The following is a 24,530-nucleotide window of genomic DNA, read 5'->3' as shown; positions in this document are numbered from 1 at the left end:
GGAGCGCCGGGCGGCGCCCCGGCGGTGGCCCCGCACGCCTCACCTCTCCCGCGCCGCCCCGTCCTGCCCGGACCTGCTGTCCTGCCCCGGCCCGTCGTCCTGCCGGGGCTCGCCGTCCACCGCCCGGTCCAGCCGCCGCCGCTCCTGCCGGGCGCGTTCCCGGTCCCCCGACGAGGCGTCCGTGACGTCCAGGAAGACCTGGTCGGCGAGCGGCCATTTCTCCCGGATGGTTCTCTTCAGCCGTACCAGGACCTCCTCGACCTCCTCGCTGTCCAGCCCGCCGACGAGATCGACACGGGCCGCGACCAGCGTCGACCGGGTCCCCAGCCGCATCGACAGCAAAGTGGCCACGGTGTCGATCTCCGGCTGCTGCGCCAGGAACGTCAAAAGGGCCCGGCGCAGGGCCGGGTCGGCGGCCTCACCGGTGATCTGGCCGCGTGATTCCTTCGCGAGCTGGTAGGCGACGAACACCAGCAGCGCACCGATGAGCATGGACGCCCAGGCCTCCCACTGGACCTCGCCGGTGATCATGTGCAGTCCCAGGCCGGCCATGGCGAGCACCACGCCGAAACAGGCCGTCGAGTCCTCGGCCAGCACCGTCCGCAACGCGGGGTCGTCGGCCGAGCGGATCGCCTCCCGGATGCTCCGGCCGGTCTGCCGTGCTTGTCCGGCCACCTGCAGCAGGGCGCGGACCAGTGAGGAGCCCTCGGCGACCAGCGCGACCGCCAGCACGACGAGGCCGACGACATACCCCGTATGGCTCTCCGAGCTGCCCGAGCGCAGTGCCTCGATGCCCTGGAAGACGGAGAAACAGCCGCCCATGACGAAGATGCCGACGGCGGCGAGCAGGGACCAGAAGTACCGCTCCTTCCCGTAGCCGAAGGGGTGTTTGCTGTCGGGCGCGCGCGTGCTGCGCTTGAGTGAGGCCAGCAGAAAGATCTCGTTGAGGCTGTCGGCCACCGAGTGGGCGGCCTCGGAGAGCAGCGCGGGCGAGCCCGCGAACAGCCCGCCGAGCAGCTTGGCGAGGGCGATCACCAGATTGGCGCCGAGCGCCACGAAAACGGTGACCGCGGTCCGGCCGTCCTCCTGGTCCTTGCCCTCCTCCTGGTCCGGTCGGCCGGTGGAGTGATGCGCGCTCTCAGCGTGCCGGGACAAGCGGGACCTCCCCGTCGTCGGTTGCCGTCAGTCCGCCCAGGTCCAGTCGGCGACCTCCGGCAGATCGGTGCCGTGCTCCCGGATCCAGGCGTGGTGGCGGGTACGGACGTCCGCCATCGCCTGCCGCAGCGCGACGGCGCGCACCCCGAGGCCCGGGACCCGGTCGATCACATCCATCACCAGCCGGTACCGGTCGAGATCGTTGCGCACGACCATGTCGAAGGGCGTGGTCGTGGTGCCCTCCTCCCGATAGCCGCGGACGTGCAGGTTCGCATGGCCGACGCGGCGGTAGCAGAGCCGGTGGATCAGCCACGGGTAGCCGTGGTAGGCGAAGATGACCGGCTTGTCGCGGGTGAACAGGGCGTCGTACTCGGGGTCGGGCATGCCGTGCGGGTGCTCTCCGGACGGCAGCAGCCGGGCCATGTCGACGACGTTGACCACCCGCACCGACAGCCCCGGCAGCTGCCGGCGCAGCAGGGAGGCCGCCGCCAGGGTCTCCTGCGTGGGCACGTCCCCGGCACAGGCCAGCACCACATCGGGCTCGCCATTGCCGTCCTCGGTGCCCGCCCATTCCCAGGCACCGGCGCCGCGCGCGCAGTGGGCGCGGGCCTCGTCCAGGCTGAGCCAGTCGAAGCCCGGCTGTTTACCGGCCACGATCACATTGACGTAGTCGCGGCTGCGCAGCGCATGATCGGCCACCGCGAGCAGGGTGTTGGCGTCCGGTGGCAGATAGACCCGGACCACCTCCGGGCTCTTGTTGAGGATGTGGTCGACGAAGCCGGGGTCCTGGTGCGAGAAGCCGTTGTGGTCCTGCCGCCAGACGTGGGAGGTCAGCAGGTAGTTCAGGGAGGCGATGGGGCGCCGCCAGGGCAGCCGGCGCGCGGTCCGCAGCCATTTGATGTGCTGGTTGACCATGGAGTCGACGATGTGCGCGAACGCCTCGTAGCTGGAGAAGAGCCCGTGCCGGCCGGTGAGCAGATAGCCCTCCAGCCAGCCCTGGCACAGATGCTCGGAGAGCACCTCCATGACCCGGCCATCGTGCGCAAGGTGCTCGTCGGTGTCGAGTGTGGTGCCCTGCCAGGCCTTGCCGGTGGTGTCGTAGAGCGCTTCCAGGCGGTTCGACGCGGTCTCGTCGGGGCCCACGACACGGAAGTCGCGGCGCTCGGCGGTGGCCTCCATGACCGCTGCCAGCAGCCCGCCCAGCACCCGGGTCGGCTCGTGCAGTGTGCTGCCGCGCTTGCCGACCTCCACCGCATACCGCTCCAGCGGCGGGACGGGCAGATCGCGCAGCAGCAGACCGCCGTTGGCATGCGGTGAGGCGCCCAGCCGGCGCGACCCCTCGGGCACACAGGCGAGTACCTCGGGCCGCGGCCGGCCCTCGTCGTCGAACAGCTCCCGCGGGCGGTACGAACGCAGCCACTCCTCCAGCTGCCGCAGATGCCCCGCGTTGTCGCGTACGCCGGGCAGCGGTACCTGGTGGGCGCGCCAGGTCCCTTCGACCGGCTGCCCGTCGACCTCGTGCGGACCGGTCCAGCCCTTGGGCGTACGGAGCACGATCATGGGCCAGCGGGGGCGCTCCGTCACGCCTTCGGTGCGGGCCCGGCGCTGGATGACGGCGATCCGGTCCAGTGCGCCGTCCATGGCGGTGGCCAGCGCCTGATGGACCGTCGCCGGGTCGTCGCCGGCGACGTGGATCGGCTCGTGACCGTAGCCGCGCAGCAGGGCGTCCAGCTCGTCCCGCGGGATCCGGGCGAGCACCGTCGGGTTGGCGATCTTGTAGCCGTTGAGGTGCAGCACGGGCAGCACCGCGCCGTCGTGCACCGGGTCCAGGAACTTCGTGGCGTGCCAGGACGCCGCGAGCGGCCCCGTCTCCGCCTCGCCGTCACCGACCACACAGGCGACGAACAGCTCCGGGTTGTCGAACGCGGCGCCGTAGGCATGGGTGAGGGAGTAGCCCAGCTCGCCGCCCTCATGGATCGATCCCGGAGTCTCCGGGGCGACATGGCTCGGCACCCCGCCGGGGAACGAGAACTGCCGGAAGAGCCGGGCCATCCCCTCGCCGTCCCGGGTGACATCGGGGTAGGTCTCGGAGTACGTGCCGTCCAGCCAGGAGTTGGCCACCACGGCCGGACCGCCGTGCCCCGGCCCCCACACGCACAGGGCGTCCAGCTCACGGGCCTTGATGACGCGGTTGAGGTGGGTGTGCACCAGGTTCAGGCCGGGCGAGGTGCCCCAGTGGCCCAGCAGCCGCGGTTTGATGTGCTCGGGCCGCAGCGGGGCGGTCAGCAGCGGATTGGCCATCAGATAGATCTGTCCGGCGGACAGATAGTTGGCGGCCCGCCAGTGGGCGTCGAGACGGTGCAGCTCGGCGGCGTCGAGGGGCCCCGGTGCGGGCGGTTCCCCGCTCGTCCCCGGCCCTGCCGAGTTCTCCGTACCGTGCATGCTCATCTCCCTGTCACGGTCGCGTGCATCGGGTGTTCACCGCGTGCGCAGTGCGGGCGGCAGCCCGGCCCCGGGCCCGGTGACGAGGACCGGATCGCCCAGCCGGCCAGCCCCCTCCGTGTACCCGACATGCACCCTGCGATGCACCGTGCCGGGGGAGGACAGGGCGGGCGAGTGGGGGTGTGCCGTTCAGTCGGGCGGCTCGGGGGCCGGGTGCTCGCCCGGTTCCGCGCCGGGCGGCTCGCCGGGGCCGGGCTCCTCCGGGTCCGGCTCGGCGGGACCCGGCTCGTGGGGCACCGGGTGCGGATCGCTCGGCACCGGCTCGGGGCCCCTGGGCGGCGGTTCGCTGGTCATGGCATGGACGGTCGTCAGGGTCATGTCGCTCTCCTTCGTCCCCATCCTCCGTCCGATGCCCGTGGTCGGCCCGTTCAGGAAGTCCGTCGGCGGATCCCTCAGTACACGTCGCGGACATAGCGCTTCTCGGCCCCGAGCTGCTTGACGTAGCCGGCCGCCGCCTCCTCCGCCATGCCGCCGTGGGCGACGGCGATGTCCCGCAGCGCACGGTCGACGTCCTTGGCCATCCGGGACGCATCGCCGCACACATAGAAATGGGCGCCGTCCTGGAGCCAGGACCACAGCTGGGCGCCGTGTTCGCGCATCCGGTCCTGGACGTAGACCTTGGCGCGCTGGTCGCGGGAGAAGGCGGTGTCCAGACGGGTGAGCAGCCCGTCATCGCACAGCCGGCCCAGTGCCTCCTCGTGGTAGAAGTCCGTGGCCCGGCGCTGCTCGCCGAAGAAGAGCCAGTTGGGGGCGCGGTGGCCGCGGGCCCGCCGCTCCTCGAGGAAGCCGAGGAAGGGCGCGACGCCGGTGCCAGGTCCCACCATCACCATCGGGGTGGCCGGATCGGCCGGCGGCCGGAAGTGGGCGGCGCGCTGGACGAACACCGGCACCGGGCACCCGGGCTCGGCATCGGCAAGGAAGGTGGAGGCGACGCCCTTGCGCGGGCGGCCCTGACGGTTTTCGTAGCGGACCACGGAGACCGTCAGCCGGACCAGGGCGGGGTCGGTCAGCGGGCTCGACGAGATGGAGTACAGCCGTGGCTGCAGGCGGGTGAGGACGTTCGCCCACTCCGCCGCACCGGCCCGCACCGGGTGTTCGGCGAGGACGTCGACGGCCTGCCGGCTCCAGGCCCACTGGGCCAGCTCGCCCTTGTTGTCCGGCCGCAGCAGCTTCTTCAGGACCCGGTCACCGGTGCGTTCGGCGATCAGCCGGAGGAGCCCGGGGGTGATCCGGGCGATGTCGAGATGGCGGTGCAGGGCCTCGCCCAGCGGCACTGTACCGAGGCCCGCGAGGTCGATGGCGGCGGCGGGATCGAGGCCGGTGACGGCCAGCCACTCCGCGACGAGGTCCGGGCAGTTCCGCGGCAGCACGCCGAGCGCGTCGCCGGCCTCGTAGTCCAGGGGCGGGCCGTCGCCGTCGCGGGTGTCGAAGGTGAACTGCCGTACCTCCTTGGTGGCCCCGGGGCGGCTGAGCAGCTGATTGCCGACGAGGCGGACGGTGGCGGGCGCGGCCTTGGAGGGGCGGGCCGGGGCCGGGGCGGCGGGAGCCGGGGTGGCCCCGGGGACGAGAGCCGCGGGGGCCTGGGGCCCGGCGGTGCCGGTGGCCGCCTCTTCGCCCGCCTCGTCGCCCTGCTCCGTGCCGGACTCCAAAGCCGTGAGGACCTGGTCGAGCCACTGCTCCGCCGGCTGCTCGTAGTCCGGTTCGCAGTCCGTGCGCGGCGCCAGCCGCTCCGCGCCCAGCTCGGCGAGCCGGGCGTCGAGGCGGCGGCCGTGGCCGCAGAAGTCGTCGTACGAGGAATCGCCCAGCGCGAGGACGGAGTAGCGCACACCGTCCAGCCGCGGGCTGTCCGGCGCGTTCAGGGTCTCCCAGAAGCCCGCCCCGTTGTCGGGGGCGTCGCCGTCGCCGAAGGTGCTGGTGACCAGGAGCAGATCGGCGCCGCGGGGCAGGGTGGCCGGTGCGCTGTCGGCCATGCTCAGCAGCGTCGCCTCCCGCCCGCTGCCCTGCAGCCGCCGGGCCGTGTCGGCGGCGGCCTCTTCCGCGTTGCCGGTCTGCGAGGCCCACAGGACCAGGACCGTACGGGCGGGCGGGGCGTCGGCCCCTTCCGCGGTGTCCGCCGGGCTCGCCGCCGTCGCCGGCCGGGTGTCCGGTGCCCGCGAGAACATCCCGGCCAGCACGCCGTTGACCCAGAGCGCGCGCTCCGGAGCGAAGGGGGCGTGGGAGGGCAGGACGGGCGTGCCGGCGGTGGTGCCGGAGCCCAGCCCGGCGAGGAAGCCGGACAGGTAGCGGCGTTCGTGGTCGGCCAGCTCCGGCGGGGCACCGCCGCCGAGCTGGAACACGTCGGCCAGCACCGCCACCGCCCCCTGGGCGCCGGGACCCTGGCCCGTACCGGATTCCTGGCCCGTACGGGAGCCCTGGCCCGTATCCGAGTCCGGTCCCTGACGGGAGTCCCGGCCCGTATCCGAGTCCCGTCCGGCACCGGCCGCCTCCGCGCCGTCCGTATGCGCCGTGCCCGCCCCACCCGGCCCGTGCCCCGCCGCGCCCGCCACCTTGGCCAACGACACCGCGCACACCTTGAACTCGGGCTGGAAGGAGACCGGGTCGACCGCGTCATGGGTGACCGCATTGACGCTGAGGTATTCGCCGAACAGGTCGTTCCAGTGGAACGGGGCGAAGCAGTTCCCGGGCCGCACCCGGTCGGTCGGTACGGCGGGCAGCACCGCCCGGCCGCGCCGCGAGGCGACCTCGACGGGGTCGCCCTCCGCGATGCCCAGCGTGCGGGCATCGTCCGGATGGAGCTCCACGAAGGGGCCGGGGTTGAGCTTGTTCAGCTTGGCGACCTTGCCGGTCTTGGTCAGGGTGTGCCACTGGTGCGGCAGCCGCCCGGTGTTCAGCACATACGGGAAGTCGTCGTCGGGCAGTTCGGCCGCCGGCAGGTGCGGACGGGCGAAGAAGGCGGCCCGGCCACTGGCGGTGGGGAAGGACAGCCGGGGGCGGGTGCCGTCCGGCCGCTCCCGGAGGGTCTGGCTGGTGCCGTCGTTGAGGTAGCGCACGGGGTTGCGGTCGGGGCCGTCGGCGGAAGCGCTGGGCCACTGCACGGGCGTGTGCCGCAGCCGCTCATAGCTCACCCCGCGCAGGTCATAGCCGGTGTGCGGGTTCCAGGCGCGTTTGATCTCCTCGAATATCTCCTCCGCGCACTCGTACCCGAACGCGTCCTCGTAGCCCATCTCGCAGGCGATGCGGGCGATGATCCGCCAGTCCGGCCAGGCCTCGCCGGGAGGATCGGCGGCCTGCCGCACCAGCGTCAGATTGCGCTCCGAATTGACCATCACGCCCTCGGACTCGGCCCACATCGCGGCCGGCAGCACCACATCGGCGTACGCATGGGTCTCGGTCTCCGCGAAGACGTCCTGCGAGACGACGAACTCGGCCGCCTCCAGCCCCTCGATGACCGTCCGGCGGTTGGCGACCGAGGCGACGGGGTTGGTGCAGATGATCCAGCACGCCTTGATGTCCCCGTCCGCCATCCGCCGGAACATCTCGACGGTCCCCTGGCCCCCTTTGTCGGCCCGCAGCGTCCCCGGCTCCAGGCCCCACAGCTCTTCGACGAAGGCCCGGTCGCCGGGCACCAGCGTCGAGCGCTGGCCGGGCAGGCCGGGGCCCATGTAGCCCATCTCGCGGCCGCCCATCGCATTGGGCTGGCCGGTGAGCGAGAAGGGGCCGCTGCCGGGGCGGCAGATCGCACCGGTCGCCAGATGCAGGTTGATCAGTGCGTTGGTGTTCCAGGTGCCGTGGGTGCTCTGGTTCAGGCCCATGGTCCAGCAGCTCATCCAGTCGCCCGCCGCGCCGATCCACTCGGCGGCCCGCCGGAGGTCCGCCTCCGGTATCCCGGTGATCTCCGAGACCACCGAGGGCGGATAGTCCCGCAGGAAGTCCTCCATCGCCTCCCAGCCCTCGGTGTGTTCGGCGATGAACTCCTGGTCGATGGCGCCGTTTTCGACCAGCAGATGCAGCAGTCCGTTGAGCAGCGCCAGGTCCGTACCCGGCGCGATCTGCAGGAACAGATCGGCCTTGGCGGCGGTGGCGGTGCGCCGGGGATCGACCACGATCAGCTTGGCGCCCGCCTTCACCCTCTCCCGCATCCGCAGGAAGAGGATCGGATGGCAGTCGGCCATGTTCGAGCCGATGACGAAGAAGACCTCGGCGTGCTCGAAGTCCTGGTACGAGCCGGGCGGGCCGTCCGCGCCCAGCGACAGCTTGTAACCGCTGCCCGCGCTCGCCATGCACAGCCGTGAGTTGGACTCGATGTGCCGGGTGCCGACGAAGCCCTTGGCGAGCTTGTTCGCCACGTACTGCGCCTCCAGGGTCAGCTGCCCGGAGACGTAGAGGGCGAGGGCGTCCGGGCCGTGCGTGTCGACGATCTCGCGCAGCCGCCCGGCGGTCCGCTTGATCGCGGTGTCCATCGTCTCGGCCGCCGGCTCGTCGCCGCGGTCCGCGCGCACCAGGGCACTCGACAGCCGCCCCGGCGCGGCGAGCAGTTCGGCGCTGGTCGCGCCCTTGGTGCACAGCCGCCCGCCGTTCGCCGGGTGGGCCTTGTCACCGGTCGCCTTGCGGACCGTCCGCCGCCCGTCCGGGCCCGTCGCCACGTCCAGCACGATCCCGCAGCCGACGCCGCAGTACGAGCATGCCGTCCGCACCTGCGTGCTGCTGGCGGCCGGCGGTTCCGGTGCGGTCACGGGCGGTCCCCTTCGTGGTCGGATGCTCCGCCCACGGTAGGAATCGCCCGTTAACCGGGTGTCACGCCTGGTGATCACCCGTCGTTACGGCGGCCACACAGTCGCCGGCCGCGCCCCGTGAGAACGGCCGGCGGCCGCCGCTCAGGGGACGAGCGCGTCCAGCGATACGTCCGTGTCGGCGAGCCGCTCCGGGTCCACGGCCCGCCCGCTCGCCACCAGGGCCCGGATCGGATCGGTGACGTCCCAGACGTTGACGTTCATCCCGGCCAGCACCCGGCCGCCGGACAGCCAGAAGGCGATGAACTCACGGGCGCCGGTGTCGCCGCGGAAGACGACCCGGTCATAGCCCTCCGGGCCGACGTACCCCGTGTACTCCATGCCCAGGTCGTACTGGTCGGTGAAGAAGTACGGCAGCCGGTCGTAGCGGACCTCCCGGCCCAGCATGGCCTGGGCGGCGGTCCGCGGCTGGTGGAGGGCGTTGGCCCAGTGCTCGACGCGGAGGTGCCTGCCCAGGAGGGGGTGGTAGGCGCTCGCGACATCGCCGGCGGCGTAGATGTCCGGGTGGGAGGAGCACAGCCGCTCGTCCACGACGACTCCGTTGTCGACCTTGAGCCCGGCCGCGGCGGCCGGCTCGCTGTTGGGGGTGATGCCGATGCCGACGATGACCGCGTCGGCCGCGATCCGGGTGCCGTCGGCCAGCCGTACCCCGTCCACCGCACCGTCCGTGCCGGTGATCTCCGTGACCTGGGCGCCGCAGCGCAGCGCGACGCCGTGCCCGGTGTGGAGATCGGCGAAGATCTGGGCGACCTCGGGGCCCAGCACCCCCAGCAGGGGCAGCGGCGCCGACTCCAGCACGGTGACCTCCGCCCCGGCCGCCCGCGCCGCTGCCGTGGTCTCCAGCCCGATCCAGCCACCGCCGACCACCACGACCCGGGACGCGGAGCGGAAGACCTCCTTGAGGCGGTCGCTGTCCGCCAGGCGCCGCAGCGTGTGGACCCCGTCGAGGTCGGCGCCGGGCACCGGCAGCGGGCGGGGGGTGGAGCCGGTGGCCAGCAGCAGCTTGGCGTAGCCCAGCGTGCTGCCGTCGGCGAGGGTCACCTCGTGGCCGGCCGGGTCGAGCGCGGTGACGGCGTTGCCCAGGCGCAGATCGACGTCGTGCTCGGCGTACCACTGCGGCGGGTGGACGTACACCTTCTCCTTCTCGGAGGTGCCCAGGAGGTAGCCCTTGGACAGCGGCGGACGCTCATAGGGACGCTCGTGCTCGTCACCCAGCAGGACCACGGGGCCGTCGAAGCCCTCCGCCCGCAGTGTCTCCGCGGCCTTCGCGCCGGCCAGCCCCGCTCCCGCGATGATGAATGCCGTGTTCTGGGCCATGTCCCGCTCAGCTCCTTCGGACGATCGGTTACCCGGTCATCAGTTACCCGTCCCGGGCACGGGCGGATACCGCCGAAGGAGTTGCCGTCAGCCCCGCCCGGCGCTCCGCTCCAGGTGTCCCCGCAGCGCCCGCGCCGTCAGATCGCGGTCCTCGCCCACGACGAAGGCCCGGACACCGTCGGCGCGCCACTCGGCGCGGCGAGCCCGCGCCGGACCTCGTCGGGGCGCAGCACTCAGACCTCCCCGGCCGCACCGGGCTCCGCGGCACCGAGGAAGTGGAAGCCGGGGCGCGGGTGCATCAGGAAGTCGTGGTGCGAGATGTTCCAGGCGTACGCGCCGGCCACCCCGAACACCACCCGGTCACCGGCCCGCAGCCCCGGCGCCGGGACGTTGCGGGCGAGGACGTCCTTGGGGGTGCACAGCTGTCCGGTGACGGAGACCCGGTCGCCCTGCGCGGCCGACCGCGGCCAGGGGTGCGGCCAGGGCGCCTCGGACGGCAGCACCGTGCAGGGCTGGTCGTGGCCCTTGGTCGCGGGCGTGCGCAGATGGTGGGTGCCGCCGCGGACCACGGCGAACTCCTCGCCGTGGCTGTGCTTCACATCCAGCACCTCGGTGGCGTACCAGCCGCAGTAGGCGGTCAGCGCGCGACCGGGCTCGATGCGCAGGGTGAAGCCGGGGTGGGCGTCGGCGAGCCGGGCCAGGCCCGCACCGTACGCCGCCCAGTCGAACCGGCGCTCCGGCTCGGCGTAGTCGACGGCCATGCCACCGCCGATGGTCACCTCGGAGAGCGGTATCCGGTGATGTGCGGCCAGGTCGGCGGCCCACTTCACGATGGCTTCGGACACCGCGAGCTGCTCCGGTGCCTCCAGGCCGCTGGCCAGGTGGGCGTGGATGCCGCGGAGTTCGAGCTGCGGGTAGGTGCCGTCGGTGAGCAGGGCGACGACCTCACCGGCCTGACCGGGGTCCAGGCCGAAGGGGGTGGGGCGGCCGCCCATGGCCAGCGAACTGCCGTCCAGGGAGCCGTCGTCGACCGGCAGGTTGAACCGGGCCAGCACCGCGATCCGGCGCTGCGGAGCCAGGCGGGCGGCCAGGCTCGCGAGCATGTGGAGCTCGTAGACGCTCTCCACGTGGAAGCGCGCCACACCCAGCTCCAGCGCCTGGGTGACCTCGGCGGGCGTCTTGCCGGGGCCGCCGAAGGCGAGCGACGCGTCCGGCACGGCCTTGCCGACGTGTGCCAGCTCGCCGCCCGAGGAGACCTCGTAGCCGTCCACGTACGGGCGCAGCGCCGTCAGGATCTCCGGCTCCGGGTTGGCCTTGGCCGCGTAGTACAGCTCGACGCGTTCGGGCAGCGCGGCCCGGACCTCGGCGAGATGCGCGCGCAGCGCCGTCAGGTCGTAGAGGTAGGCGGGCAGTTCCCCGGGCGCGAGGGCCAGGGCGCGGTCGCGGACGCACGGGGTGAGGGCGGGGGCGGGAGTGGTCATCGGGCGCTCCAGGGGGAGGTGTCGTCGGTACGCACGGCGCCCGACAGAACGGCCTCGGCCAGCGGCGAGGGCAGCAGGACGTAGCCGGCCTCACGGTCGGCCTTGCGCTCCCAGCGGGTGAGCAGATTGGCCTTGGCGGGCAGCGGGACGCCGGCCAGCAGGGCGGCCAGCCGCGGCGGGCAGCCGTACCGGTCCGCGTGGGTCTGCAGGGTGCGGCGGACCTGTGCCCACAGCTCGGTCTCGGTGTCCGGGTGCAGGTCGGCGAGCGCGGCGAGCATTTCGGCGACGTGGTTGACCAGCAGGCAGTACACCACCCGGTCCCAGCCGCGCTGGGCATCGTAGGTCATCGGCGCCGCGACCTGCTCGGGCAGCGAGGCCAGCAGGTCGGCGTGGTGCTCGGGGACGAGCTTGGTGCCCTCCAGGTCGCGGAAGAGGACCTGCGCGGGCATCCCGTCGCCGTCGACGCAGACCAGCACGTTCTGCAGGTGCGGCTCCAGCACCAGACCGTGGTCGAAGTAGGCGGCGAGCACCGGCGGCACCAGCAGGTTGAGGTAGGCGGCCCACCACTCCAGCGCGGCCTGTGGACCGGCGCCGTCCAGGAGGCGGGAGATGTGCGCGGGGCTGGTGGAGTACTCGTCCGCGACCGCGCCCGCCAGCAGCGGGATGGTGTCCGGCAGCAGCCGCTGGGACAGGCCCTCGCGGACGATGACGCCGAAGCCCTCCAGCAGCTCGGTGTCCGGGCGGCCGTCCGCGCCGGGCAGCGCGAGGCTGCGGTAGGCGGGCTCCCGGAGCACCGCGGCGCCCGGGAACCGGGTGGCGAGATCGGTGAGCGCGGGCGCCAGCAGCCGGGTGAGGGCCACCGCCCCGGACAGTTCGTAACTGGCGTTCTTGCGGAGGCAGTTGGTGATGCGGACGTTCAGGCTGAACTTCAGGAAGGTGTCGCCGTCGTAGAGCGTGCGCACCGACGCGGTGGCGGCGAACGGCGTCTCGCTGCTGCCCAGGACGCGGATGTCGTCGCGCTCCAGCGCCTGTGCGAGGCCCGCGTGGTCGCGCAGCAGCTCGTACTGCCAGGGATGGACGGGCAGCAGCCGGTAGCCCTCCGGGACATCGGCGTGCAGCGCGTCCAGCGGGGCGGTGGCGCCGTCGCCGGACCCCTCCTCGGCGATCAGCTCCTCGCGCACGGCGAGCAGCAGCAGCGGAAAGACAGCCCCGGTCTCGGGGGCGTAGGACTGCCAGGCGGTGGGGTCGCCGGTGCGGGCCTTGGGGGTCGGGTGGAAGCGGTGGCCCAGGAGCAGCGACTGCTCGGAGGAGACGTAGGCGGCCTGCCAGTCGTCCGCGGTGTACTCCCCGACGGCCGGAGCCTCCACACGGGCCGCAAGTGCGGCGGACACGGCCTGGTGGCTGGAGGCGATCTGCGCCAGGAACTCCTCGTTGTGCACCCCGGTGCGCAGCGACAGCTCGGCGCGCACGTACTCGGCCAGCTGCCGCCAGCCGACCTCCGCCCAGCCGCCGTCGGTCTGCTCCGACACCGGGCCGGTGAAGCGGTGCGCGCCCAGCAGCGAGGTACGGCGCAGCGCGACCCGCAGCAGCACACCGCGGCGCGGCAGCCGGATCAGCAGCCGCCCGTCGTCGACGGCGGTCTGGTGCTCGGGGCCGGAGACCTCCCGCAGCAGACAGTTGAGCAGGGTGTGTGCCACGGCCTGGTCGGCGGTGGGCAGGCCGGTGGGGGCGGCGGACACCGGGGCGGTGCCGGGCGAATTGGTCAGCGAGGGCATCGGGGGCTCCTGCGGGTGCGGAGAGTACGGGCGAGGAGGGGGGCGGCAGTCGCGAGTCCGGTGACCACGGCTATCGCGGTGCCGGTCAGCAGCGGGGCGACCGGACCGAACCAGTCGTTGCCGGCGGTGGCCGCCACGCCCGCCGCGACCGCGCCGGCCTTGGAGAAGAACTCGATCGAGCCGAACAGCCCGCCGGGGGCACGGCCCTTGGCGCAGTCGGCGGCCAGCACGGACAGGCACACCAGGCCGAGGGTGAGCCCGGCACCCAGCACCAGGCGTACGGCGATGAAGGAGGTGAGTGAGCCGGCGAGGCCGTGCCCGGCCAGCCCGGCCGCTATACAGCCGAAGCCGAGGGCGATCCCGGTCCGGGGGCGGTTGCGGAAGGCGCGGTGCACGCCCATCGCCGCGACCAGATAGCACAGGTGCGGCAGGGCGAACAGCACACCGGACACCAGCGGCCCGGTCCCCGGCAGCTGCTGGGAGATGAGGGAGATCAGGTAGGGGAAGGAGATGACGGTGGAGAAGACGAACGCGAACTCCAGGGCGTAGAGGGCGCGCAGCGGGCGGGCGTCCGGGGTGTACCCGGCCGGCCCCGGTCCGGCCGGCCCCCGTCCGGCCGGCACCGCCTCGGCCGGCTCCGTGACCTCGGCACCCGGGGCGGTACCGTCCCCCTGCACCGCGCCGACCGGGGCGGCGTCCGGCTCCGGGAGCTTCGCCAGCATCAGGGCCGCGGCCAGCGGCAGTACGGCCAGCAGGGCGTACTGGCGGTGCGGCGACAGCCACGGCGTCAGCGCGCCGACCACGATCGGCGCGAAGACCAGCGCCGCCCGCGCACTGCCCTGCATCAGCGTCAGGGCCCGGGACAGCGCATGGCCCTCCAGGGCCGCCCCCAGATAGCCGTTCGACGCGGCGAAGGTGCCACCGAGGACGCCCTGGACGACCAGCGCCGCGGCGAACGTGGCGAGCGAGTCGGCCCAGCCGGCCAGCAGGAACGCCGTCGCCAGCCCCAACTGCGCCCGCAGCAGCAGCCGTTTACGGCCGAAGCGGTCGGCCAGCCGCCCCCACAGCGGGGCGCCGAGGGCGCCGAACAGGGTGGGGACGACATAGAGCAGACCGGCCCAGCGGGCGGCGCCGTCGCCCAGTTCCGGCAGGACTTCGGTGAGGTATGGCGGCAGGCCGAGGGCGGCGAACGAGGCCACGAAGTAGCAGCCGGCCACGGCGTGCACCTGGCGGCGCGCGAGGGCCGGCGGGGCCTTGGTCTCGACGACCGCCGGCTCGGTCCGGCGGGAGGTGGCGGTGCTCATCGGGAAGCCCCCGTAGGCAGCAGGTAGTTGGGTCCGGTGGTGTAGTGCTTGTTGATGTCGGCGGCCCCCGAGCGCTCCTTGGACAGCAGCGTCCCGGCGCTGACCATCGCCTTCACCGGAAGCTCCGGCGCGTCCAGGACGTGGGCGCGCAGCGCGGCGCCCGGCTCGTGCGGCCCGGTGCCCAGCCGCTCGACGGCCTCGGCGAGGCGGTCGCGGACCTGGCCGAGCAGCCGGGCCAGCGGGGCGCGTCCGTGCCGGGCGAGGCCGAAGGCGTACGACCCCGCGCACAGGTGGACGGTGATGGTGGTGAACAGGTCCAGCACCGGCCGGTCGCTCCCGGCGAAGATCCGCGGGTCGGCGAAGCCGGCCGGGTCCGGGGCGTCGTCGCCCAGGGCCTCCCGCAGGCGGACGGTGTTGATGCGCGGCCCGTCGTTGTCCTTGAACAGCAGCCGCAGCCGGGTGCCGCCGGCGGCCCGGTCCAGCACCAGCGAAATGTTCTGCTGGTGCGATTCGAGCGCGATGCCGTAGCCGAAGAGGGTGGTCTGCCAGTCGAAGAGCAGCGTGAGAGCGGCATCGAGCAGGGCGAGCGGGTCGCCGCCGTAGAAGCGGTCCGCGAGGTGGTCGATCACCAGCCGCCCGCCCGGCGCCCGGCTCAGCAGCGCGGCCATCGGCACGACGGCGCTGTGGTCCAGGCCGGCCGGGTAGCGGCGGCACAGCACGGCCAGCAGCTCGTCACCGGCGTGCGCGTAGCAGGTCTCGTCGGCCTGGAGGACCGTGGCGGCGAACCGCGGCTCGCGGGCGAGCACGGTCTCCAGCAGCCGCTGGCCCGCCGCGCCGTCGACGAGCGTGCCCGGCTTGATGGTGCGCCGGTTGCGCAGCCCCAGCGTGGCGGTGGCCAGCGGCAGCTTCAGGTGCAGCCGCGGGTCGGCATCGAGTGCCACGGTCCGCATCGACAGCGTCGGAACCGCGGTGAGCAGCTCGCGGTCGGACAGCACCGCCGCGCCCTCCAGACCGGTCCGGCGCAGCGCGCCGTGCAGCGGATCGCCGAGGGACAACGGGTGGACGGGAAGGGCGAGATGGCTCTCGTCGAGGTGGCCAAGGCCCAGCTCCCCGGGTGTCGGCCAGCAGTCGGGCAGCGCCGCCGTGCCACCCGGCACGGTGACCGCCGCACGCGGCAGGGCGAGCCAGCGCAGCGCGAACTCCGGACGGAACTCGGGTGCATACGCGCGGAGTTGGCCCTCGTCGAGACCGGAGCGGCCGCGGGCGGTCGGGTAGACGGGGTGGTCGGTCCGGGCGGCCAGTGTGTCGTACCCCAGGCCGCCGGCCAGCCCCTGCCAGGCGCCGGGATCGCTGCCGTGGAGGTTCGTCAGTGCGGCGTCGGCCTCGTCCCGGGTCCGGGTGTGCAGCCGCATCGTCGCCAGGGTCTGGCGGCACTCCTCGGCGAGGGCGTCGAAGCCGCCCTGGTCGGCCGGGTCGGCGAGGTCGCGCAGCGCGGTGACGGCCTCGTCGAGCGTGGTCAGCCTGGCCCCGTCGGACTCGCGGACCAGGAGCGGCAGCCGGGCGGTGTACGTGCTCTGGTAGCCGTCCTCGGCGAGCGGCAGCAGCAGGGCGCCGGCGGCCGGGCCCGCGGGGAGCCGCAGCCAGTGCCCGTCCGGCCGTTCCAGCAGCGTGCCGCGGGTGCGCAGGCCGACGACGTCCTCCCGCAACAGCGCACCCAGGACGCGCACCAGCAGCTCGGTCTCTTCGTCCGCGCCGGCCGGGTCGTCGGTCCGGTGCGCGACGGGGGCCTCGGCGGTGGCGAGTGCGGGGTTCATGGGGTGATCTCCCAGCGCTCCGCGGCGACGAAGTCGTCCGCCACCCGGTCCACGGCGCCACGGTCGGTGCCGGTGACCCGCAGCACGCCTATGTAGTCGCGGTTGGTGCCGTAGTACGGGTGCCGTTCACCGAGGTCGCGCAGCGGCCGGTACGAGAGCCGTACGCCGTCCACCGTCCGGTCGGTGGCGGCGGGCGCCGCGGTGAGGGTGCCCGCCCGGTCGGCGAGGGGGTAGTCCACCCGGCCCGCGCCGTCGCGCCGGGCACCGAGGTCCGCGGGCAGCGGCTCGCCCAGATGCGCCCGCAGGATGTGCTCGAACAGCTCGATGCCCAGGAGCTGCGCGAGCAGCAGGTCGCACTGGTCGCCGATGACGCGGTAGTTCACCTCGATCAGCCGCGCCCGCCCCTCGTGCACCACGAACTCGGTGTGAGCGGCGCCCAGCCCGACGCCCAGCGCGTCGAGTTGGGCGGACACCTGGGCGACCACGGGCTCCGGCGGGGCGGCGACGAAGTCCAGCCGCTCCTCGATGAAGACGGGCGGCGCGGACATGGTGGTGTGGAAACCGCCCAGGACATGCCGTACCCGGCCGTCGCCCAGCGTCTCCAGCGTGTACAGCTCGCCGGCCAGGAACTCCTCGGCCAGCAGCGCCGCGTCAGGGCGCCGCGCCTGGATCTCCTTGGCGAGCGTCACCAGTTCCTCGGCGTCCCCGGCCAGGATCACGTCCTCGCTCGCCACGCCCTCGCGGGGCTTGAGGACCACGGGGTAGGGCAGGTCGGCTGCGGCGAACGCGGACGGGTCCTGCCGGGGGCGAGCTCCATGGAGCGCACCGCGTCCAGGCCCGCGGCGGCCAGGTGGCGCCGCATCTCGCCCTTGTTCTTGGCGCGCAGCGCGGCCCGCCAGTCCTTGCCCGGCAGTCCGAAGTAGTCGGCGGCCAGGGCGGCCTGGGTCTGCAGATGGTCGCTGTTGGTGAACACCGCGTCGGGGCGGTGGTGGGTGGCTATCCGGTTGATGACGGCACGGAAGTCACGGACGTCGCACTCCAGGACCTCGGTCTGCGGGGACACTTCCCGGTGCGCCGGTGGCTGGTCCGTCAGGATCGTGACGTCGAGGCCGAGGCGGGCGGCAGCGGGCAGGAACCCCTCGGTGACCGAGTCGGTGGGGTTGAGGGCGAGCAGATACATCCGCATGAGCGGGCCCCTTAGGGGTCGAGGGGGGTGCGGGGAAACAAGAGGGGCAGGAGAGGGGGAGGGGGTGGCCCCCGGTGGGGAGGGGCCACCCCTGGGGGTCAGCCCTTAGGCAGCGGCACCCCGGTGGCCTTCGCCACGTCGGCGAGCATGTGCTCGGCGGCCTGGATGCCGATGCCGGACATCCAGGTCTCGTCGGGCACGTTGATGACCTTGTGCTTCTTGACGGCCGGCAGGTCCTTCCAGACCGGGTTGGACGTGACGTCCTTCTGCTGGGTCTTGCTCGGCGTGTCCGCGGTGGTGACGAACACCAGGTCCGCGTCGGCCTTGTCGATCTGCTCGGGGCTGACGTCCAGCATCGTCTTGGCCGGGTCGGTCGAGCTCTGCGACTTCGGCCGGGCCAGGCCGATGTCGTCGAGGACCACACCGCTGTAGGAGGACTTCTGGTAGAGGCGGGTCGGGCCGGCGACGAAGCGCACCACGGACGCCGACGGCATCTTGCCGTGGTACTTCTTCTTGATGGCCTCGCCCAGCGCCTTGGCCCGGCTCTCGTACTCCTTCAGCTTCCGGTCGGCTTCCTTCTCCAGACCCAGCGCCTTGGCATGGACCTTGAGATTGGCCTTCCAGGGGCCGCCGGTGGTCTCGGTGAAGACGGTCGGCGCGATCTGCCGGAGCTTGTCGTAGATCTTCTCGTGCCGGACCTTGGAGGACAGAATCAGGTCGGGCTTCAGGGCGATGATCTTCTCCAGGTTCGGCTCCAGCAGCGGACCGACGTCCTTGACACCCCCGATCTCGTCCTTGAGGTAGGTGGGGAAGCCGCCCTCGGTCTTCATGTGCGGCGAGACCGCGCCGACGGGCTTGATGCCGAGCGTGGCGACGTCGTCGAGCTCACCGGTGTCCAGGACGACCACGCGCTGGGGCTTGGCGGGGATCTTCACGTCGCCGCCCATGGCGCTCTTGACGGTGCGCGGGAAGCCGGCGCCGCTCTTCGCCGCGTCATCGCCGCCCGAGGAGGTGCCGCCACCGCACGCGGTGAGGGCGCCCGCGCCCAGGACGACGGAGAGCAGCGCGGCCGGCAGCCGGCCGGCGCCGTGGAGGGTGGATCTGGTCAGCATGAGGGTTCAACTTCCTGAGGGGGAGCGGAAAGGGAGAGGCCGTGGAGGAGGCCGGGTCAGGCGGAGACGGCGGTGTGCCGTTTCGCGTTGCCCTTGGGGACGACCAGCGGGGTGCCGGTCTCGGGGTCGGGGATCACCCGGCAGTCCACGTCGAACACGGACTTGACCAGCTCCGCGTCGAGGACGTCCGCCGGTGCGCCGGCCGCCGCCAGCTGCCCGTCCTTGAGGACCACGAGGTGATCCGCGTACCGGGCCGCCTGGCCGAGGTCGTGCAGCACCATCACCACGGTGCGGCCCGCCTCGGAGTGCAGTGCGGCGACCAGATCGAGGACATCGAGCTGGTGTCGCAGATCGAGGAAGGTGGTCGGCTCGTCGAGCAGCAGCAGCTCGGTGTCCTGGGCCAGCGCGAGCGCGATCCAGGCGCGCTGCCGCTGGCCGCCGGAGAGCCGGTCGACGCTCTGGTCGCGCAGCTCCAGGGTGCCGGTGCGCCGCAGCGCCTCCTCCACCGCCTGCTGGTCCGCCGTCGACCAGGGGCTCAGCAGCCGCTGGTGCGGGTAGCGGCCCAGCCGGACCAGCGCTTCGACCGTGATCGCGTCGGGAGTGACCGGCTGCTGGGGGAGCAGCCCCATCCGCAGGGCCAGCGCCTTGGCCGGCATCCGGTGGATGTCGGAGCCGTCCAGCGCCACGGAGCCGGCGGACGGCGCCAGCAGCCGGGTCAGCCCGCGCAACAGCGTCGACTTGCCGCAGGCGTTGGGGCCGACGATCGCGGTGACGGCGCCGCCGGGCAGCACCAGATCGAGGCCGCCGACGATCAGCCGGTCGCCGTAGCGCAGATCGAGTCCCTGGGTGGAGAGCTGGTTGGCGGTCATCGGACACTCCTGTTGACGGAACTGCTCTGACGGATCATCAACACCAGCAGCCACGGTGCGCCCAGCGTGGCGGTGACCACGCCGACCGGCAGCCCGCCGACCGGCAGCAGGTACTGCGCCACGAGGTCGGAGGCGAGCAGCAGGACCGCACCGGCCAGGCCGGACAGCGCCAGCGTCCCGGCGGTCGGCGGCCCGGCGAGGAACCGCACCATGTGCGGGACGGCGAGCGCGACGAAGGCGACCGGCCCGGTCAGCGCGGCGGCCAGCGAGGCCAGCACGATGGCGACGACCAGGATCTGCAGGCGGGCGGTGTGGGTGCGCAGACCGAGCGCGCCCGCCGAGTCGTCGCCCAGGTCGAGGACCGCGAGCCGGCGCTGCAGCACGAAGGCGGCGAGCAGCGCCACGGCCATCGCCCCGCCCGCGGACCACACCTCGGTCCAGGTCCGCCCGTACACCGACCCCGTGGTCCACTGGAGGGCCGAACCGGCCAGCTCGGTGGGGAAGCGGACCACCATGAAGCTCACCGCCGCGGACAGCCCCGCCTGGACGGCGAGACCGACCAGCACCAGGCGGGTCACGCTGACCCCGGCGCGCCAGCCGAACACCCCCAGCAGGACCGCGGCCAGCAGCCCGCCGCCGAGGGCGGCCAGCGGCATCAGCGCCTGTGAGGCCCCGGCGGCCAGCATCGCCACCGCGCCGAACGAGGCTCCGCCGGTCACCCCCATCACATCGGGGGAGGCGAGCGGATTGCGGAACAGCCGCTGCAGCAGGGCACCGGCGACCGCCAGGCCCGCGCCCGCCACGATGGCCGCGACCATCCGCGGGGCCCGGAACTCCTGGACCACGAGCACGGTGGCGGAATCACCGATCCCGAACAGGCCCAAGGCCGCATCGGCGGGCGGCAGCGGCATATCGCCGTTGGCCACCGACACCGTCACCAGCGCGCCGAGCACCACGAGGCCGGCGAGGGCGAGCAGCAGGGTCCGGCGGACCGTGGGCCGGCGTCGGGGGGCGGGGGAGGGAGCGGGGGACGGCGAGCCGAGCGGCTTCTCGTCCCGTGCGAGGTCGGTCATCGGGCCACCTTCCGGGCCAGCAGCGCCAGCAGCGGCGCGCCGAGGAACGCGCTGATGATGCCGACCTGCAGCTCGGACGGCCGGATGACGACCCGTCCGAGGATGTCGGCGGCGAGCAGCAGCAGGGGACCGGCGATCAGACAGCCGGGCACCACGACTCGGTGGTCGGAGGTGCGCAGCAGCTGGCGGACCAGGTGCGGTGCGGCCAGTCCGATGAAGGCGAGCGGACCGGCCACCGCCACCGCCGACGCGGCGAGCAGGACGACGGTCAGGCCGCCGGCCACCCGGATCCGGGTCACGCGCACGCCCAGCGCCTGCGCCGCATCGTCGCCCAGCGCCAGCGCGTTGAGGGCAGGGGCGAGGACCAGCGCGAGGAGCAGGCCGAGCACCAGGGTCGGCAGCACCGGATAGAGCACCGAGAGCGGGCGCTCGGCCAGTGAACCGGCCATCCAGAACCGGGCCTCGTCCAGCGACCGCTTGCTGGCCAGCATGACCGTCGAGGTCCAGGAGACCAGGACGAGTTGGAGGACGGTGCCGCCCAGCGCGAGCCGCGCCGGGTCGAGATCACCGGCGCGCCGGGCCAGCGCCTGGGCGAACAGTGCGGCGGCCGCGGCTCCGGCGAACGCGAACCAGACGTACTGCTCGGGGCGGGTCAGCTGCAGTGCGTAGATCGCGGTGACGACCGCGAAGCCCGCGCCGGCGTTGATGCCGAGCGTCGTCGGGGACGCGAGCGGGTTGCGGGTGACGCCCTGGACGACCGCACCGGCGACGCCGAGCGCCGCGCCGACCGCGAGGGCCACCACGGTCCGCGGCAGCCGAAGTCCGGTCACCACAAGGGCATCCCGTCCGTGGACGGCGCCGGACAGCGCGTCCCACACGGTGGACAGCGGTACGGACCGGGCACCGAGGGCGAGGCTCAGGGCGGCACAGGCCGCCAGAGCGCAGAGCCCGGCCACGAACAGCGGGACGCGCCGCAGGAGGTTCGCGGCGGGACGCGCATCGGGCACAGGGGGTGCAGTGGCAGGTGGTTTGAACGTCGGCACGCGTCGTTACATTAGGTTAGGCATACCTAATCCTGCAACCGCGGAAGTGTTAACCGGTCAACTGTCCTTTTTGTCGGGCGGATATCCGCCGATGGGCCCTCGTAAGGCCCCGACCTGGGGTGATCTACCCACCCCCGCCCCCGCTCACTCCGGTGAATCACCGCGATCCCCGTGCCGCGCTCCTCGCGTACAGGGGGGAGGGAGGTGGCGAGTTGCGCGAAAAGCTCATCGATGGAGCTTTTGGGGCGATGTGCTTTTCTGAGGGGGAGGCCCCGCCGTCCTGCCCGCCTGAGGAGCGCCATGACCCCCACCACTCCCCGTATCGCGATCATCGGCGCCGGCCCCGGCGGACTGACCTGCGCCCGCGTTCTGCAGCGCAACGACGTACCGGTCACCGTCTTCGAGCACGACGCCTCCGCCGACGCCCGCCCGCAAACGGGCGCACTGGAGCTGCACATGACGCTGTGTCAGGCTGCGCTGCGGACCGCCGGTCTGCATGAGGAGTTCGCCGCAGTGGCCCGCCCCGCGGGTCAGGAGATCCGGCTGCTCGACCACACCGCGACGGTCCTCTTCCAGTACGCCCCCACTCCCGCCCCCACCCCCGCCCCCGGCGCGGCCGACCGCTCCGAGATCGGCCGGGGCGAGCTGCGCCGGCTGCTGCTGGACTCGCTCACCCCCGAAACCGTGCGCTGGGGCAGCTATCTGCGCACCCTTCATCCGCTCGGCGACGGCCGCCACCGGGCCGAGTTCGACGACGGCCACACCGAGACCTTCGATCTGGTCATCGGTGCCGACGGCAGCTGGTCCAGGGTCCGGCCGATGCTCTCCGACGCCACCCCCCACTACACCGGGGTCACCTTCGTCGAGTCCGGATTCGAGGACGCCGACACCCGTCACCCCGAGGTCGCCCGGCTGGTCGGCGCCGGCCGCATGAGGGCGGAGTCCGCCGGCCGGGCGCTGATCGCCCGGCGCGACAGCCGCGGCCGCATCCGCCTCTATGCCGCCTTCCGCGGCTCCCAGGACTGGGCCCTGGAGGCCGGGGTGCGGATGACGGACACCGAGGCCGTCCGCGCCGTACTCCTCGACCGGTTCGCGGGCTGGGACGAACGGCTGCTGGCACTGTTGCGGGACAACGACGGCGGGTTCGCCCATCGGCCGCTGTTCGCCCTGCCGGTGCCGCACACCTGGACGCACACCCCCGGCCTGACCCTGCTCGGAGACGCCGCGCATCTGATGCCGCCGTTCGCGGTTCCGGGCGCCGGCCTCGCCATGCTCGACGGCGCCGAACTCGCCCGGGCCCTCACCGGACACCGCGACCCGGACGAGGCGGTACGCGCCTACGAGGCGGCCCTGCTGCCCCGCGCCACCGAGGCCGCCGAGCGTGCCGCCCGCGGCCTGGCGCAAGCCCTCGCCCCCGACGCCCCGCGCGGCTCGCTGCGCCATCTGCGCGACCGCCCGCGGTGATCCGCCGCCCTCCGGTTGCGGCCCCGCCGCCCCCGTCGGACGATCGGCAGCGTACGAACGCCGACCGGCGGTACGCGGCCGTGAGCGCGGCACCGTCCGGCCACGGCCGGGCGCGGAGGGACGGAACGCACCGTGAAGATCACTGAGCCCACACCCGGCGCGCCCTGCTGGGTGGAGCTGGGCACGTCGGACGTGGACGCCGCCAAGGTGTACTACCGCCAGGTCTTCGGCTGGCGCGCCGAGACCGACCCGCGCGACGAGGCGGGCGGCTACACCATGCTGTACCTCGGGGCCGCCCCGGTCGCCGCGCTGACCCCGCTCCACACCCCCGGGCAGCCGACCGCCTGGACCGTGTCGTTCGCGACGCGGGACGCCGATGCGCAGGCCGCGGCGGTCACCGAGGCGGGCGGACGCCGGCTGTCGGGCCCGATGGACGTCTTCGACCTGGGCCGCTTCGCCGTACTGGCCGACCCGGAAGGCGCGGTCTTCTCGCTGTGGCAGGGCCGGTCGTTCGCCGGCGCCGCGGTGTTCAACGCACCGGGCTCGCTCGGCTGGGTCGAGCTCGCGACCCGGGACGAGGAGGCCGCCAAGGCCTTCTACACACGGATCTTCGGCTGGACCGTGGGCACGCACAAGGACTACCCGCAATGGGGCGTCGACGGCGCCGACTTCGGCGGGATGAGCGCGCTGGACGAGTTCTACCCGGACGACGTGCGGGCGCACTGGTTGCCGTACTTCGCGGTCGCCGACGTCGACGAGACGGCCGCGCGGGCCGCCGAGTCGGGCGGCATGCTGCTGGTGCCCCCGACCGATGTGCCCGCGGGGCCGCGGATCGCGGTGATCAGGGATCCGCAGGGAGGGCACTTCGGGATCCACCGCGCCGGTACGGAGGGCTGAGTCCGGCAGCGCTCCGGGTGTCCCCGCGGTGCGGCGACTGCCCGTGCCACGGGCGTACTTGCGCCGTCACACGATCGGCGGCCTGCTCGTCGTTTCACCACATTCCAGGAGTGGTTTACGCGTAATGTCCACTTCGCGGCAATGGGTGGCATTGCGCGTCGAGAACAGGAGACCCCTATGCCCACGACCGACCTCCTCGTGGCCCGAGGCAAAAAGCTCGCAGCCGGCGCGGGCGCACTGGCCGCGGCCGCCGCTCTCGGCGCGACGCTGCTGGCCGCGGCCCCGGCGCACGCGGCCCCCGAACCCGCCAAGCCGTTTGGCGTGGTCACCGCCAAGACGGGCCTGAGCCAGCGTCAGTACCCCAGCACGGACTCCTCGGTGCGGGGTCACCTCCACCACCGTGCACAGGTCGGCCTGGTGTGCAAGGTCCGCACCCAGAGCGTCGGCGGCAACACCGTCTGGTACCTCACCCGCGAGGAGCGCGCGACCTGGGTCTCGGCCAGGTACGTGACCAGCAGTGGCGCCGTCAGGTACTGCAAGGACGTCCAGCGCGGCCGGCTGCTGCCGCCCCACGCGGCAAAGCACACCGTGGGCTGATGGAACCCCGGGAAGGCCCGGTCCGGTGCCGCGGAGGTACCGGACCGGGCCTTCGCGTGTGCGCCGGGCGGAGGGGAGGGGCGAGAGCCCGACCGTCCTCCCGCATGACCGGCCACGGCACAGCCGTACCCGCCCTTCCGAATTACTGAAA

16 protein-coding genes and 1 pseudogene are annotated in these 24,530 nt (G+C 73.3%); 3 read left to right on the top strand and 14 right to left on the bottom strand.

Going from position 1 to position 24,530, the window contains the following annotated elements:
- Positions 1-39 precede the first annotated feature (39 nt).
- From CFW40_RS04395 to CFW40_RS04330, 14 genes and pseudogenes are all read right to left on the bottom strand, one after another.
- Entirely contained in the window at positions 40-1,155 is a 1,116-nt protein-coding gene (locus CFW40_RS04395) for a cation diffusion facilitator family transporter (RefSeq protein WP_088796548.1), read from the bottom strand.
- A 27-nt stretch (positions 1,156-1,182) separates the two neighbouring features.
- Positions 1,183-3,597: a phosphoketolase gene (locus tag CFW40_RS04390; RefSeq protein WP_088796547.1), complete on the bottom strand. Its 2,415-nt coding sequence runs from the start codon at positions 3,595-3,597 to the stop codon at positions 1,183-1,185.
- Between the two features lie 189 nt (positions 3,598-3,786).
- Complete coding sequence (locus CFW40_RS04385; protein WP_088796546.1) at positions 3,787-3,975, bottom strand: hypothetical protein; 189 nt, start codon at positions 3,973-3,975, stop codon at positions 3,787-3,789.
- Positions 3,976-4,049: 74 nt separating this feature from the next.
- Positions 4,050-8,390: a bifunctional nitrate reductase/sulfite reductase flavoprotein subunit alpha gene (locus CFW40_RS04380; RefSeq protein WP_088796545.1), complete on the bottom strand. Its 4,341-nt coding sequence runs from the start codon at positions 8,388-8,390 to the stop codon at positions 4,050-4,052.
- A 141-nt stretch (positions 8,391-8,531) separates the two neighbouring features.
- Positions 8,532-9,764 (bottom strand): NAD(P)/FAD-dependent oxidoreductase, encoded by a 1,233-nt coding sequence (locus CFW40_RS04375; protein WP_088796544.1) that lies wholly within the window; start codon positions 9,762-9,764, stop codon positions 8,532-8,534.
- 233 nt (positions 9,765-9,997) lie between these two features.
- Positions 9,998-11,245 (bottom strand): type III PLP-dependent enzyme, encoded by a 1,248-nt coding sequence (locus CFW40_RS04370; RefSeq protein WP_088796543.1) that lies wholly within the window; start codon positions 11,243-11,245, stop codon positions 9,998-10,000.
- Entirely contained in the window at positions 11,242-13,020 is a 1,779-nt protein-coding gene (locus tag CFW40_RS04365) for an IucA/IucC family siderophore biosynthesis protein (protein ID WP_088796542.1), read from the bottom strand. The genes CFW40_RS04370 and CFW40_RS04365 overlap by 4 nt, the downstream gene beginning before the upstream one ends.
- On the bottom strand, positions 13,008-14,324 hold the full coding sequence (locus CFW40_RS04360; RefSeq protein ID WP_088796541.1) for an MFS transporter: 1,317 nt from the start codon (positions 14,322-14,324) through the stop codon (positions 13,008-13,010). The genes CFW40_RS04365 and CFW40_RS04360 overlap by 13 nt, the downstream gene beginning before the upstream one ends.
- Positions 14,321-16,138, bottom strand: coding sequence for an IucA/IucC family protein (locus CFW40_RS04355; RefSeq protein WP_256331605.1), 1,818 nt, complete (start codon positions 16,136-16,138; stop codon positions 14,321-14,323). Before CFW40_RS04355 ends, CFW40_RS04360 begins: the two co-directional genes overlap by 4 nt.
- Positions 16,135-17,324, bottom strand: a pseudogene (locus CFW40_RS04350) (acetyl-CoA carboxylase biotin carboxylase subunit family protein). Before CFW40_RS04350 ends, CFW40_RS04355 begins: the two are co-directional and overlap by 4 nt.
- Before the next feature lie 98 nt (positions 17,325-17,422).
- Positions 17,423-18,436 carry an ABC transporter substrate-binding protein gene (locus CFW40_RS04345; protein WP_088796540.1) on the bottom strand — a complete coding sequence of 338 codons (1,014 nt, stop codon included), beginning with the start codon at positions 18,434-18,436 and terminating at the stop codon, positions 17,423-17,425.
- A gap of 56 nt (positions 18,437-18,492) precedes the next feature.
- A complete protein-coding gene (locus CFW40_RS04340) occupies positions 18,493-19,305 on the bottom strand; it encodes an ABC transporter ATP-binding protein (protein WP_088796539.1) in 813 nt (270 codons plus the stop codon).
- Positions 19,302-20,378: an iron chelate uptake ABC transporter family permease subunit gene (locus CFW40_RS04335; protein ID WP_088796538.1), complete on the bottom strand. Its 1,077-nt coding sequence runs from the start codon at positions 20,376-20,378 to the stop codon at positions 19,302-19,304. The genes CFW40_RS04340 and CFW40_RS04335 overlap by 4 nt, the downstream gene beginning before the upstream one ends.
- Positions 20,375-21,385 (bottom strand): iron ABC transporter permease, encoded by a 1,011-nt coding sequence (locus tag CFW40_RS04330; RefSeq protein WP_088796537.1) that lies wholly within the window; start codon positions 21,383-21,385, stop codon positions 20,375-20,377. The genes CFW40_RS04335 and CFW40_RS04330 overlap by 4 nt, the downstream gene beginning before the upstream one ends.
- Positions 21,386-21,721: 336 nt before the next feature.
- On the opposite strand from CFW40_RS04330, the gene CFW40_RS04325 reads away from it, so the two are divergent.
- The 3 genes from CFW40_RS04325 (at position 21,722) to CFW40_RS04315 (ending at position 24,379) form a co-directional block, all read left to right on the top strand.
- A complete protein-coding gene (locus CFW40_RS04325; RefSeq protein WP_088796536.1) occupies positions 21,722-22,885 on the top strand; it encodes an NAD(P)/FAD-dependent oxidoreductase in 1,164 nt (387 codons plus the stop codon).
- A 132-nt stretch (positions 22,886-23,017) separates the two neighbouring features.
- A complete protein-coding gene (locus tag CFW40_RS04320; protein WP_088796535.1) occupies positions 23,018-23,782 on the top strand; it encodes a VOC family protein in 765 nt (254 codons plus the stop codon).
- 177 nt (positions 23,783-23,959) lie between these two features.
- Positions 23,960-24,379, top strand: coding sequence for a hypothetical protein (locus CFW40_RS04315; protein ID WP_088796534.1), 420 nt, complete (start codon positions 23,960-23,962; stop codon positions 24,377-24,379).
- Positions 24,380-24,530 lie beyond the last annotated feature (151 nt).

Origin of the sequence: Streptomyces sp. 2114.4, from assembly GCF_900187385.1 — a bacterium.
Taxonomy (GTDB): Bacteria; Actinomycetota; Actinomycetes; order Streptomycetales; family Streptomycetaceae; genus Streptomyces; species Streptomyces mooreae.
This window is presented reverse-complemented; position numbering and strand designations above follow the sequence as displayed.